The following is a 12,447-nucleotide window of genomic DNA, read 5'->3' on the forward strand; positions in this document are numbered from 1 at the left end:
TTAGTTAGTCTATCTAAGTAATCGACGCGCGGGGCGGGAACGGCAGAATGGAGCGCGTGACCCGAACGCCCGCTCTCGAAATCGCCGTGCAGGATCCCGCCGGAGTGCGCATCGCCGGAGAGGTCGGTGCCGCGCGCGTCGAACTCGCGACCGCGCTGGCGCTCGGCGGCCTCACCCCGTCGCCCGCCACGCTCGAACTGTCGGTCGAAGCGGCGCGCGAGGCAGATGTCGAGGTGCACGTGCTCGTGCGCCCGCGCGGCGGCGACTTCCACTACACCGACGAGGAGATCGCGATCTGCGAGCGCGACGTGCGTCGCGCGATCGAGGCCGGGGCCGAGGGCGTCGTGATCGGTGCTCTCGATGCGCACGGTGTTCTCGACGTCGACGCCATGGCCCGGCTGCGCGATGCGGCCGGCGGAGCATCCGTCACCCTGCACCGCGCGATCGACGTCAGCCCCGACCCGCTCGCGACCCTCGACGCCGCGATCGCGCTCGGTCTGCGACGCGTACTCACCTCGGGCGGAGCATCCGCCGTGATCGACGGCATCGACACCCTCCGCGCGCTCGTCGCGCGCGCCGACGGACGCATCCAGATCATGGCGGGCAGCGGCGTCGGCGCCGCGAACGCCGCCGAGCTCGCCGGTACCGGGGTCGACGCCCTGCACTTCTCGGCCAAGCGCACCGTCACCGCCGAGAGCGGCGTGCGCATGGGGTCGGCCTCCGACGGCGTGGGCGGATACGAGGTCACCGACCGCGACACCGCCCTGGCCGTGCGCGCCGCCCTGGGGCTGTGAGCCGCGCCCGCGATCGGTAGGCTCGCAGCGTGACGGATACCCGAGAGTTCACGGATGCCGACGGCATCGCCATCGTCTACGACGTGCACCCGGCGGCCACGACGCCCCGCGGTGTCGTGCAACTGCTGCACGGCGTCGGCGAGCACGCGGGTCGCTACGGTGCGCTGATCGCCGCGCTCACCGCGGCGGGCTTCACCGTCTACGCCGACGACCACCGCGGCCACGGCCGCACCGGCATCCGCCAGCACGGCGGTCCCGCGCGGTTGGGCCGGCTGGGCAAGGGCGGGCTGCGCGCCGCGAAGGATGCCGTCTGGCAGCTGACCGGCATCATCCGCGACGAGAACCCCGACCTGCCGCTCGTGCTGCTCGGGCACTCGTGGGGATCGTTCCTCGCGCAGATGCTGCTGAACGAGCATCCCGAGGCGTTCGATGCCGTGATCCTGTCGGGATCGGCACTGCGGATGCCGGGATCGCTCAGCGCTGCACCCCTCAACGCCCGCTGGGCGGGACCGGACGCCACCGGCTACGAGTGGCTCAGCCGCGACCCGGAGGTGTGGGCCGCGTTCGAGGTCGACCCGCTCACCACGGGCGAGCCGCTGCTGAAGCTGTTCGGGCCGATCGAGGCCGCGAAGCTCTACGGGCGCCCGCGCCGCGACCTGCGCGAGACGGGTGGGCGTGACGTCCCGCTGCTGCTGCTCGTCGGGCGCGACGACCCGGTCGGCGGACCCCGCAGCGTGCACAAGCTCGCCGACGAGTACCGTAGCCGCTCGGGCTTCACCGATGTGACGACCCTCGTCTACCCCGATGCCCGGCACGAGATCTTCGCCGAGCTGCAGCAGGACGAGGTGCGCGCCGACACCCTCGCCTGGCTCGACACGCACATCCCCGCGCGCTGAGCGTTCTCTCGGTGGGGCCGCCCTCACGAGTGCCGGTATGACGCCGGATGACGTCGGGTGAAGGTGCATGACACCCGCCCGACGGAAGCTCCGCCCCCGCCGTAGATTCAGGGCAACATTCCGCGGGCATCCGAGGAGACGTGCCCCCGCACGACCCTCCTCGCGACGGGAGGAGGGTCCGATGAGCTTCGAGAGCGACTGGCGTGCGTGGCACGACGAACGCGAACGCGTGGCGGGTGCCGACTACGGCCCGTCGGCCCTGGAGTCCACGAACTGGCTGATCTCCGAACCCGCCGCGGTCGAGAACGTGCCGGGGCTCTGGGCGGTCGGTGCCGAGGGCGAGATCCGCGGCACCGAGCTCGGGGTCGCCGGGGCCACCGTCACCCTGCGCCGGGGCGAGGCGCTGCGCTTCGGGCGACGCGAACTGAGGGTGTTCCCGCGGCGCGAGACCGTGGCGTTGCGGGTGTTCAACCCGGCCCGCCCGCAGCGCGAGCGGTTCAGCGCGATCGACGCCTACCGTCCCGATCCGGCGTGGCGGTTGCCGGCGACGTTCGAGCCGGCCACCGACGAGTCGATCACGATCGTCGCGATCGACGGCGACCAGCACGAGGCGCCGATCGCCGGGCGGCTGCGGTTCGAGATCCGCGGGGTCGCGCACGAGCTCACCGTGACGCGCAACGTGCGCGGCGGCCTCGGTGCCGTGTTCGCCGACGGGACCAACGGCATCGAGACGTTCCCGTTCCGCTTCCTCGCGATCGACGAGCCCGATGACGACGGCACCGCGGTCGTTGACTTCAACCGGGCGTACCTGCCGCCGTGCGCGTTCTCCGACCAGTTCGTGTGCCCGCTCCCGCCCGCGGGCAACCGCTTCACGGCACCCATCCGCGCCGGCGAGCGCGCCGTCGTCCTCGGCCGCTGACCCTTCGCGTGCGGGGACGCTTCGACAGGCTCAGCGACCCAGTTTCTGGACCTGGGTCCCTGCGCCCGTTGTCCCTCACCGGGTTCCTGAGCTTGTCGAAGGGCCCCGCTCCGCGTCACTGGGTCCCTGAGCTTGTCGAAGGGCCCCACAACTTCGACCGCGACCAACAACCCCCGTCGGCCGTAGGCTGGGGAGGTGCACGGTGAATACAAGGTCCCAGGGGGAAAGCTCGTCGTCGTCGACCTCGAGGTCGACGACGGGAGGATCGCGCAGTTCCGGCTCGCGGGCGACTTCTTCCTCGAGCCCGACACGGCGCTCGAGGCGATCAACGACGCCGTGAACGGCCTGCCGGTCGAATCGGATGCCTCCGTGATCGCCACCGCCGTGCGCGAGGCCCTTCCCGAGGGCGCTCAGCTGCTCGGCTTCACGCCCGAGGCCGTGGGCACCGTCGTGCGCCGCGCGCTCGTCACCGCTCCGGGATGGCGTGATTTCGACTGGGAGATCGTGCACGACAAGGCGGTCTCGCCGGCCATGAACCTCGCGCTCGACGAGGTGCTCACCTCACGCGTCGGCGAGGGACGACGTCGCCCAACGCTGCGCATCTGGGAATGGGACGGCTCGGCGGTCGTCATCGGATCGTTCCAGTCGTACCGCAACGAGGTCGACCCCGAGGGCGCCGCGCGTCACGGCTTCGACGTCGTCCGCCGCATCTCGGGCGGCGGCGCGATGCTCATCCCCGAGGGGCAGATCATCACGTACTCGCTGTACGTTCCGGCATCCCTCGTCGCGGGCATGACGTTCGCCGACTCGTATGCGTTCCTCGACGACTTCGCCCTGCAGGCGCTGCGCTCGCTCGGCATCGACGCGGTCTACCGCCCCCTCAACGACATCGCGAGTTCGACCGGCAAGATCGGCGGGGCCGCGCAGAAGCGTCTCGCCAACGGAGGCGTGCTCCACCACGCCTCGCTGTCGTACGACCTCGACGGTCAGGTCATGACCGAGGTGCTGCGCATCGGCCGCGAGAAGCTGAGCGACAAGGGCACCACCTCGGCGGCCAAGCGCGTCGACCCGCTGCGCAGCCAGACCGGGCTCAGCCGCGAGGAGATCATCGACCGCTTCATCGAGACCTTCCGCTCGCTCACCGCGGCCGAGGACGGCACGGTCGCCGATGACGAGTACGCTGCGGCCGAGGAGCTGGTCGAGACGAAGTTCTCGACCGACGCGTGGCTGCACCGGGTGCCGTGACCGACCCGGTACCCACTCCGCCCGTCCCGATCGAACAGGACGTCTCCATCGCACCGGTGCGGGTCGGGTCGGTGTCGATCCTCGAGGGTGACAACCTCGCCGCCGTGCGCGCGCTGCCCGATGCCTCGTTCACGCTGGTGTACCTCGATCCCCCCTTCAACACGGGCCGCGCACGCGAACGTCAGATCGTCACCGCGACGCGGACGCGCACAATTCCGGAAGAATCGAATGCCGAGGGGCAAATCGACCCGGAATCGGTTGAGTCCGAAGCATCCGTCCGGAGTTATGAGCAGCCGGTCCCCGAGACCGCGACCGCCGAGATCCGCCACGGCTTCCACGGCCACCGCTACGAGCGGGTGCGCGGGATGCTGCGCACCTACGACGACCGCTTCGACGACTACGGCGACTTCCTCATGCCGCGTCTCGAGGAGGCGTGGCGGCTGCTCGCCGACGACGGCACGCTCTACCTGCACCTCGACTACCGCGAGGCGCACTACGCGAAGGTGATGCTCGACGCCGTGTTCGGGCGCGACTCGTTCCTCAACGAGCTGATCTGGGCCTACGACTACGGCGCCAAGTCGCGCAGCCGCTGGCCCACCAAGCACGACACGATCCTCGTGTACGTGAAGAATCCGCGCGCGTACTTCTTCGACTCCGACGGGGTCGACCGCGAGCCCTACATGGCCCCCGGCCTCGTCACGCCCGAGAAGGCGGCGCGCGGAAAGCTGCCGACCGATGTGTGGTGGCACACGATCGTGCCGACGACCGGGCGCGAGAAGACGGGGTATCCGACGCAGAAGCCCGAGGGCATCCTGCGCCGCATCATCCGGGCGTCGAGCCGCCCCGGTGACCGGGTGCTCGACCTCTTCGCCGGCAGCGGCACGACCGGCGCGGTCGCATCGGCGCTGGGACGCGACAGCGTGCTGGTCGACGACAACCCCGAGGCGATCCGGGTGATGCGCGAGCGGATGCCGCACGCCGAGGTCACCCGCGTCGGCTGAGCCCGCGCGCCTCGCGCTCAGGCGATGTAGATCTTGCGCAGGGTCTCGGTGACGGTCCAGACCGTGCGCTGGCCCTCGGCCAGTCGCACGACGGAGCCGGGGGAGACGTCGAGATCGGGCAGATCAGGGTCGTCGAACGCGATGCGCGCCCGGCCCGAGAGCACGACGAAGACCTCGTCGGTCTCGGTGTCGGATGCCGTTCCCGGCGTCATCTCCCAGATGCCGACCTCGGTGCCCCCGAGCAGGGCGAGCGGGTGCACGGCGGTGGTCGGGTCGCCCGAGACGACGTCGGATGCCGGCAGCGGCACGTGCACGAGCGCGAGGGTCGCGGCGTCCGCTCCCGTGCCGGGGGTGAGCCCCTCGGCCGGTTCGGGGGTGAGCCCCTCGTCGGGGATCGTGTCGCTCACGAGTCGAATCCCATGCCGAGCGCGTCGAGCGTCTTGAGGAAGAGATTGCGCTTGCCCCCGTTGTGATCGGCGCGATCCATCGCGGCACGCACGAGGTTGATGCCCACCGCGGCGGCGGGTTCGGGCGGGAAGGGCACCGGACGCTGGCGCACCATCTGCAGCGCGGTACGTTCGGTCTCCTCGCCCGCGAGCTTGTCGAGCATGACGTCGGCGGCGAACCGCGCCGCGCCCACCCCGAGTCCGGTGAACCCGGTGGCGTAGGTCACCCGGCCCTTGCGTGCGGTGCCGAAGAACGCGCAGAAGCGGCTCGACGAGTCGATCGCCCCGGCCCAGCGGTGCGTGAAGCGCAGCCCCTCGAGCTGGGGGAACGTGGTGAAGAAGTGCGAGGCGAGCCGCCGGTGGCTCTCCATCCGGTCTTCGTACTCGGGGCGCACCTTGCCGCCGTAGTGGTAGACCGCGTCGTAGCCGCCGAACAGGATGCGGTCGTCGGCGGTGAGCCGGTAGTAGTGGAACTGGTTGGCGCTGTCGGCGAGGCCCTGCCGGTTCCGCCACCCGATCGAGGAGAGCTGCTCGGTGCTCAGCGGCTCGGTCATCAGCACGTAGTCGTACACGGGCACCGTCATCAGACGGTTGCGCTTGAGCAGCGAGGGGAAGACGTTCGTGGCCAGCGCCACGGCATCCGCCACGACCCGGCCGTCGCGGGCCTCGACCGTGATCGGACCCGATCCGTCGCCGAGGATGTCCTGCACGAGGGTGTGCTCGTAGATCTCCACGCCGAGGTCGGTCGCGACGCGGGCGAGCTCGAGCCCGAGCTTGGCGGGGTGCACGAGAGCGGTGGTGTCGCGCTCCCACGCGCCCGCGAGGAACGTGGGGGAGTGCACCTCGGCCTGCACGGCATCCTGGTCGAGGAATCCCTCCTCCTCGCGCAGCCACTCGACCTGGTGCGGTTCGACGGCGACGGCGAGCTGGCCGGTGCGTTCGAACTCGGCATCCATCCCGTAGCGCTCGACGGTGTCGGCGATGCCGTCGAGGTTCTCGAGCCCGAGCCGTTCGAGCTGCGCTATCTCGTCGGGCCAGCGGTTCACGCCGTTCTCGTGGCCGTGGGTGATGCTCGCCTCGCAGAACCCGCCGTTGCGGCCGGAGGCCGCCCACGCGACGCGCGACGCCTCGACGAGCACGACCCGGCGGTCGGGGTCGCGCTCCTTGGCGCGGATCGCGGTCCACAGCCCCGCGTACCCGCCGCCGACGATCGCGAGGTCGGCCTCGATCGCACCGGTCAGTGTCGGGTACTCGGTGCGCTGCACGTCGTCGAGCCAGAACACGGCGAACGAGGTGTCGCGCAGGGACTCGTCGATGACGGAGTCCTGCGGGCGGCGACGTTCGAAGACGGTGGTTCCCATGCGCGCTCCCTTGTTCTCAGTTGGTTCTCTCAGCGGGTGGGGTGCGCGGTCAGCGCGTTCCCCAGTTGTAGAGGTCCTTGTAGAGCCCGGCGTAGAGCAGGCTCTCGGTGTGCACGACGCCCGGGATGGTGCGGATGCGCGTCGCGATGAGCTCGAGCAGGTCGGCGTCGTTCTCGCACACGGCCTCGACGAGGATGTCGAAGCTGCCGAGGGTGACGACGACGTACGCGAGCTCGGTGATCTCGGTGAGCTGCTCGGCGACCGCACGCGGGTCGCCGGTGACGCGGATGCCGATCATCGACATCCGGTGGAAGCCGAGCTGCAGGGGGTCGGTGACCGCGACGATCTGGATCGTTCCGGCATCGGTCATGCGCTGCACGCGCTGGCGGGTGGCGGCCTCGCTGAGACCCACCTCCCGTCCGATCTCGGCGTAGGGACGCCGGCCGTCCTCCTGGAGCAGCTCGATGATCCGCTTCGAGATGTCGTCCAGCACCGGCTGCGTCTTCGTGCCCATGCGTCGATATTGACAGGCGGATGCCGGTGGTGCAACCGATTCAGTCGTCTCCTGTATCGAGGTCTTTCGATTCCGAAAGTGCCGCGCTACTGTGGGCCGCATGCGCACAGAGACCTTGCAGAACTTCATCGGCGGTCGGTTCGTCCCCGTGTCCGGCGCAGGCGACCTTCCGCTCATCGACCCCGCCACCGAAGAGGAGTACGGCCGGCTCCCGGTATCGGATGCCGGTGACGTCGATGCCGCCTACGTCGCGGCATCCGCTGCCTTCCCGCTGTGGCGCGACACGACACCCGCCGACCGGCAGCTCGCCCTCTTCCGCATCGCCGACGACATGGCCGCGCGTGCCGAGGAGTTCGCCGATCTCGAGTCGCGCGACACCGGCAAGCCGCGCGCGAGCCTCGTCGAGGACGAGATCATGCAGTCGGTCGATCAGCTGCGGTTCTTCGCCGGTGCCGCGCGGTCGCTCGAGGGGCGCGCGGCGGGGGAGTACCTCGCCGGGCACACGTCGTTCGTGCGCCGTGAGCCGATCGGCGTGATCGGGCAGGTCACGCCCTGGAACTACCCCCTGAACATGGCCGTGTGGAAGATCGCCCCGGCGCTCGCCGCGGGCAACACCGTCGTGCTCAAGCCCGCCGAGACGACCCCGCTGTCGACGCTGCTGCTCGCCGAGATCGTGGCGTTGCACACCCCGGCCGGAACGTTGAACGTCGTGCTGGGCGACCGCGAGACCGGCGTCGCGCTGGTGGAGCATCCGACCCCGCAGATGGTCGCGATCACCGGATCGGTGCGGGCGGGCATGGCGGTGGCGCGGTCGGCGGCGAACGACGTCAAGCGCGTGCACCTCGAGCTCGGCGGCAAGGCCCCGGCGATCGTCTTCGCGGATGCCTCGGTGTCGAAGGCGGTCGAGGGGATCGTGACCGGTGCGTTCTTCAACGCCGGGCAGGACTGCACCGCAGCGACGCGCGTGCTCGTGCACGAGTCCCTGCACGACGAGCTCGTGGCGGCGCTGGTCGCGCGGGCGGAGTCGGATGCCCGCACCGGCGGCCCACGCGAGGACGGTGTGCTCTATGGCCCGCTCAACAGTGCCGCACAGCTGGAGCAGGTGTCGGGATTCGTATCGAGGTTGCCCGCGCACGCCCGGGTGGAGACCGGGGGCGCGCGGCAGGGAGATCGCGGCTACTTCTGGCCCGCGACGATCGTGTCGGGGGTGCGGCAGGACGACGAGATCGTGCAGGGCGAGGTCTTCGGGCCGGTGCTCACGGTGCAGTCGTTCTCCACCGACGAGGAGGCGCTGGAGCTGGCGAACGACGTCCCGTACGCGCTCGCCGCGTCGGTCTGGACGACCGATCACGCCCGGGCGATGCGGTTCTCGCGCGACCTCGACTTCGGGTGCGTGTGGATCAACACGCACATCCCCTTCGTCTCCGATATGCCGCACGGCGGGTTCAAGCACTCCGGCTACGGCAAGGACCTCTCGCAGTACGGCTTCGACGACTACACCCGCATCAAGCACGTGATGAGCGCGTTGGACTGAGCGCGCCCCGTCGAGACACCATCTCCGGCACGAGGCATCCCGCCTCCCGTGGTGGTTCGCGCTCGAAATGATGTCTCGGTGCTCGGCGCGCGCCGCACACCCGAATGCGACACGAAGTGTCGACCTGCGGTCTCCGGTATGCCATGCTCGATGAAGCCGATGGGGGATCGGCCACTCTCACCAATCGAACGTCTCACAGAAAGACCGACCGGAGCGCGATGAGCAGGCCCCTCGCCGGACCGCAGACACTGTTGCGCTCGATCAACGGGCGCGCGATCCTCGAGACGCTCGCCAGTGAAGGTCCGCAGACGCGCACCGATCTGATGGAGGCCACCGGGCTGTCGCGCACCGCCGTGACGCAGGTGCTGCGCATGCTCGAGAGCGCCGGCGCCGTCGCGCCCGACGGTGTCGACCGCAGCTCGCGCGGGCCGGCCGCCGGCAAGGTCGGACTGCACCCGCATCTCGGATTCGCCGCCGCCGTGCACGTCGACCACCGCGCGGCGCACGTCGTGCTCGTCGATGCGACCGGTGCGGTGCGTGCCGAGGCGCACGGCGACTTCCCGCGGAAGGACGACAACGAGACCCGGGTCGCGCACATCGCCGCGCTCATCGACCGCTGCAATGCGACCGTCGCCGGCCCCCTGCACCTCGCGCTGATCGGCGTGCCCGGTATCGTGACCGCCGACGGCAGCATCCGCAACGACCAGGGGCCCGACGGCGGCGCGTTCCGCTCTGCTCTCACCGACCGGCTCGGCTGCCCCGTGCGCATCGAGAACGACGTGAACCTCGCCGCCCTCGCCGAACTCACCGCCGGTGCAGGCGCCGAGCTGTCGAGCTTCTCGCTGCTGCTGCTCGACGAGGGTCTCGGCGCCGGAATCGTGATCGACGGCGCCCTGCACCGCGGGTTCTCCGGCGTGGCGGGCGAGGTCATGTACCTGCCGCAGACGCCCCTGCCCGTCGGCGCCCCCGTCGTGAACGACCAGGTCGTCGCCGACCTCGCGCTCATCAACGGCCGTGACCAGAACGCGCCCCTCGAAGAGCACCTCGATGCCGCGGCCGCCGGTGACGAGGCGGCGATGCAGATGGCACTCGAGCTCGGCAAACGCCTCGCGCTCGTCGCCGGCAGCATCGGTCTCGTCCTCGACCCCGAAGCGTTCATCCTCAGTGGGCAGGCCGCGCACCCCGTGCTCGTCGACATCATCCATCAGGTCGCCGAGCAGTACTCCGCGCGCCTTCCGCTGCGGTTCGTCGTCTCCAGCTTCGGCCCGGAGGCGCCGCTCGTCGGCGCGGTCGGCGAAGCGGCATCCGCCCTGCGCGCCACGCTCTTCGCCCGCATTCTCACCACACCCGACAAGTCCGGCCGGTGACCGGCACTCCCGACAGGACCCGACGATGACCGCACCCTCCGACCTGATCGAACGGCTGGGGCACGCCCCCGGCACCCGCGCCATCATCCTCAACGCCGATGACTTCGGCATGTGCCATGCGGCCAACGTCGCGATCGCCGAACTGCTGGATGCCGGCCACGTCGACTCCGCCACGATCATGGTGCCGTGCTCGTGGTCGCCCGAGGCCTTCGCGTTCGCGGCATCCCGCACCGACCTCGACGTCGGCGTGCATCTGGTGCTCACCAGCGAGTGGACCCGCTACCGCTGGCGCCCGCTCACGGCCGCTACCTCGCTCATCGACGGCGACGGATTCTTCCCCGTCGACGTCGTCGCGGTCGAGGCCCGCGCGGCGTACGACGAGGTCGCCGCCGAGATCGCCGCGCAGCTGCGCACCGCGCTCGACGCCGGCGTCGACGTCACGCACCTCGACAACCACATGGGCTCGGTCTACGGCCTCGCCACCGGCCGCGACTTCCTCGAGCAGGTGTTCGCGCTGGCCGCCGCCAACGGGCTCCCCTTCCGCCTCCCGCGCCGCATGGACGGTGCCGAATCGGATGCCGAGCTGCGCGACAAGCTCGCTCGCGCCGCCGCCGCGGCCGATTCGCTCGGTGTCGAGATCATCGACCGGCTGTGGTCGCACCCCTTCGAGCTCGTCGGCGAGGGCACCGCGGCGGAGGAGACCTACGAGCAGGTGCGCGACGGCTTCGTGACGCTGCTGCGCGCGGTGCCCGCGGGAGTCACCGAGATCTACCTGCATCCGATGGTCGACGGTGAGGAGCTGCGGGCCGCGGTGGACTTCGCCTCACCGAAGCGGGAGTTCGAGCGGAAACTGCTCGCCGACCCCGTCGTGCTCCGGGTCATCGAAGACGAAGGTCTCGTGCGCATCGGCTGGCGGGCGCTGCGCGATCTGCAGAGGGGCACCGCACGATGACCACCTTCACCGAGCGTCTGCGCGACCGACGGCTCGACGCCGCCCCCACCCGGGCGCAGTCGATCGCGTTCGGGGCCTCCGGGTTCCCGACGCAGTTGATGGCGCAGACCTTCTCGGCGTTCATCGTCTACTTCTACGTGTCGCACCTCGCGGTGCCGGCGGGGTGGGTGGCCGCGGCGATGATCGCCCACGGCATCCTGAACGCGGTGCTCAACCCGTTCGTCGGCGCGATCTCCGACCGCCTGCGCACCCCGTGGGGGCGCCGCATCCCGTGGATCGGTCTCGGGATCGTCCCGCTGGTCGTGGCGTTCGCGCTGGTGTGGATGCCGCCGGAGCTGCCCACCGCGGGCCTCATCGTCTGGTTCCTCGTGGTCGTGGCCGTGTACGACATCGCCTACGTGGTGGTGGTGCTCAACATCTCGGCCCTGTTCCCCGAGATCTTCCGCACCACCGACGAGCGTGCGCGGGGCAACGTCCCCCGGCAGATCTTCGCGATCCTCGGCATGATCCTCGGCACCGCCGGAGCACCGCTGCTCTACGCCTCGCCGATCGGCTGGCCCGGTATGGCGATCGTGCTCGGCACGGTCTGCCTCGCGTTCCTCGTCTGGTCGTTCACGGGCGGGATGGTCGAGCGGCGCGTGCCCGAGGCATCCGTCGCGGCGCCGCTGCCGTTCGGCATGCAGATGCGGTACACGTTCGCGAACCGGGCCTTCGTGCCCTACGTGATCGGCTCGCTGTTCATCCAGACGGCGATCGCCGTGATCCTCGCCGCACTGCCCTTCTACGTGCGCTACTCTCTGGGCGCCCCCGAGGGGGAGGGCAGCATCCTGCTCGGCGCGATCTTCGTGACCGCCATCCCCGCGATCGTGCTGTGGAGCGCGGTCGTTCGTCGCACCAGTCCGCGCACCGCCCTGCTGTGGAGCGTGGCCGTCTTCGGCCTCTCGGTGCTCGGGTTCCTCGCCCCGACGAGCATCCTCGCCGCAGCCCTCGTGGGCGTCGCGGTCGGCATCGGCGTCGGTGGTCTGCTGCAGCTCCTCGAGGTGGTGCTGGCGCAGATCATCGACGAGGACGCCGTGCGCACCGGGCACCGTCGGGAGGGTGCCTACTTCGGGGTCAACGGTTTCATCGTGCGCGGCTCGGTCGTGCTGCAGGCGATCGTCGCGGCGTGGGTGCTCACGGCATCCGGGTTCGATGCCGCGCTCGGCGACGCGCAGCCCGACGCGGTGGACGGCGGCATCCGTTTGATGCTCGCCGTCATCCCCGTCGGCTTCGTCGCCCTCGCCTGGATCTGCTTCTTCTTCTACCCCATCCGCACCCGCGACCTGGCCGCTGCTAACCCCGCAAGCTGAGAGCGCTCGTACCCGCCCCTACTGCCATGCCACTGGCGGGCGCAGGGATGCCGCCGGCGCGAGCCAGCT

General features: G+C 70.5%; 12 protein-coding genes. 9 read left to right on the forward strand and 3 right to left on the reverse strand.

All coding sequences use genetic code 11. From position 1 onward, the window contains the following. Positions 1 to 56: 56 nt before the first annotated feature. The 5 genes from WFJ97_RS12485 (at position 57) to WFJ97_RS12505 (ending at position 4,855) form a co-directional block, all read left to right on the forward strand. The gene (locus WFJ97_RS12485) at positions 57 to 794 is read left to right on the forward strand and encodes a copper homeostasis protein CutC (protein WP_336641716.1); all 738 of its coding nucleotides are present in this window, start codon (positions 57 to 59) and stop codon (positions 792 to 794) included. A 29-nt stretch (positions 795 to 823) separates the two neighbouring features. Further along, on the forward strand, positions 824 to 1,690 hold the full coding sequence (locus WFJ97_RS12490) for an alpha/beta hydrolase (protein ID WP_336641717.1): 867 nt from the start codon (positions 824 to 826) through the stop codon (positions 1,688 to 1,690). 181 nt (positions 1,691 to 1,871) lie between these two features. Continuing rightward, the gene (locus tag WFJ97_RS12495; protein ID WP_336641718.1) at positions 1,872 to 2,609 is read left to right on the forward strand and encodes a DUF1684 domain-containing protein; all 738 of its coding nucleotides are present in this window, start codon (positions 1,872 to 1,874) and stop codon (positions 2,607 to 2,609) included. 195 nt (positions 2,610 to 2,804) lie between these two features. Then, positions 2,805 to 3,854: a lipoyl protein ligase domain-containing protein gene (locus WFJ97_RS12500; RefSeq protein ID WP_336641719.1), complete on the forward strand. Its 1,050-nt coding sequence runs from the start codon at positions 2,805 to 2,807 to the stop codon at positions 3,852 to 3,854. Further along, the gene (locus WFJ97_RS12505; RefSeq protein WP_442928418.1) at positions 3,833 to 4,855 is read left to right on the forward strand and encodes a DNA-methyltransferase; all 1,023 of its coding nucleotides are present in this window, start codon (positions 3,833 to 3,835) and stop codon (positions 4,853 to 4,855) included. Before WFJ97_RS12500 ends, WFJ97_RS12505 begins: the two co-directional genes overlap by 22 nt. Positions 4,856 to 4,872: 17 nt before the next feature. Here WFJ97_RS12505 and WFJ97_RS12510 read toward each other — a convergent pair whose 3' ends face one another. From WFJ97_RS12510 to WFJ97_RS12520, 3 genes are read right to left on the reverse strand one after another with little or no spacing between them, the layout of a single operon-like run. Next, positions 4,873 to 5,262 carry a cupin domain-containing protein gene (locus WFJ97_RS12510; RefSeq protein WP_247956913.1) on the reverse strand — a complete coding sequence of 130 codons (390 nt, stop codon included), beginning with the start codon at positions 5,260 to 5,262 and terminating at the stop codon, positions 4,873 to 4,875. Beyond that, complete coding sequence (locus tag WFJ97_RS12515) at positions 5,259 to 6,662, reverse strand: NAD(P)/FAD-dependent oxidoreductase (protein ID WP_336641720.1); 1,404 nt, start codon at positions 6,660 to 6,662, stop codon at positions 5,259 to 5,261. Before WFJ97_RS12515 ends, WFJ97_RS12510 begins: the two co-directional genes overlap by 4 nt. A gap of 49 nt (positions 6,663 to 6,711) precedes the next feature. Continuing rightward, complete coding sequence (locus WFJ97_RS12520) at positions 6,712 to 7,176, reverse strand: Lrp/AsnC family transcriptional regulator (protein ID WP_336641721.1); 465 nt, start codon at positions 7,174 to 7,176, stop codon at positions 6,712 to 6,714. A 100-nt stretch (positions 7,177 to 7,276) separates the two neighbouring features. Here WFJ97_RS12520 and WFJ97_RS12525 point away from each other — a divergent pair, with 100 nt between their 5' ends. From WFJ97_RS12525 to WFJ97_RS12540, 4 genes are all read left to right on the forward strand, one after another. Further along, positions 7,277 to 8,710, forward strand: a complete 1,434-nt coding sequence (locus tag WFJ97_RS12525; RefSeq protein ID WP_336641722.1) for a gamma-aminobutyraldehyde dehydrogenase — start codon at positions 7,277 to 7,279, stop codon at positions 8,708 to 8,710. Positions 8,711 to 8,928: 218 nt separating this feature from the next. Then, on the forward strand, positions 8,929 to 10,077 hold the full coding sequence (locus WFJ97_RS12530; protein ID WP_336641723.1) for an ROK family transcriptional regulator: 1,149 nt from the start codon (positions 8,929 to 8,931) through the stop codon (positions 10,075 to 10,077). Between the two features lie 25 nt (positions 10,078 to 10,102). After that, positions 10,103 to 11,029 carry a polysaccharide deacetylase family protein gene (locus WFJ97_RS12535; protein ID WP_336641724.1) on the forward strand — a complete coding sequence of 309 codons (927 nt, stop codon included), beginning with the start codon at positions 10,103 to 10,105 and terminating at the stop codon, positions 11,027 to 11,029. Continuing rightward, entirely contained in the window at positions 11,026 to 12,378 is a 1,353-nt protein-coding gene (locus WFJ97_RS12540) for an MFS transporter (protein ID WP_336641725.1), read from the forward strand. The genes WFJ97_RS12535 and WFJ97_RS12540 overlap by 4 nt, the downstream gene beginning before the upstream one ends. The last annotated feature ends 69 nt before the right edge of the window (positions 12,379 to 12,447 follow it).

Source organism: Microbacterium sp. USHLN272, from assembly GCF_037149655.1.
GTDB classification, from domain to species: domain Bacteria; phylum Actinomycetota; class Actinomycetes; order Actinomycetales; family Microbacteriaceae; genus Microbacterium; species Microbacterium galbinum.

Coding starts and splice junctions, on each gene's coding strand:
- WFJ97_RS12495 (WP_336641718.1), top strand. CDS start 1,872: ATGAGCTTCGAGAGCGACTGGCGTGCGTGGCACGACGAACGCGAACGC.
- WFJ97_RS12515 (WP_336641720.1), bottom strand. CDS start 6,662: ATGGGAACCACCGTCTTCGAACGTCGCCGCCCGCAGGACTCCGTCATC.
- WFJ97_RS12520 (WP_336641721.1), bottom strand. CDS start 7,176: ATGGGCACGAAGACGCAGCCGGTGCTGGACGACATCTCGAAGCGGATC.
- WFJ97_RS12525 (WP_336641722.1), top strand. CDS start 7,277: ATGCGCACAGAGACCTTGCAGAACTTCATCGGCGGTCGGTTCGTCCCC.
- WFJ97_RS12530 (WP_336641723.1), top strand. CDS start 8,929: ATGAGCAGGCCCCTCGCCGGACCGCAGACACTGTTGCGCTCGATCAAC.
- WFJ97_RS12535 (WP_336641724.1), top strand. CDS start 10,103: ATGACCGCACCCTCCGACCTGATCGAACGGCTGGGGCACGCCCCCGGC.
- WFJ97_RS12540 (WP_336641725.1), top strand. CDS start 11,026: ATGACCACCTTCACCGAGCGTCTGCGCGACCGACGGCTCGACGCCGCC.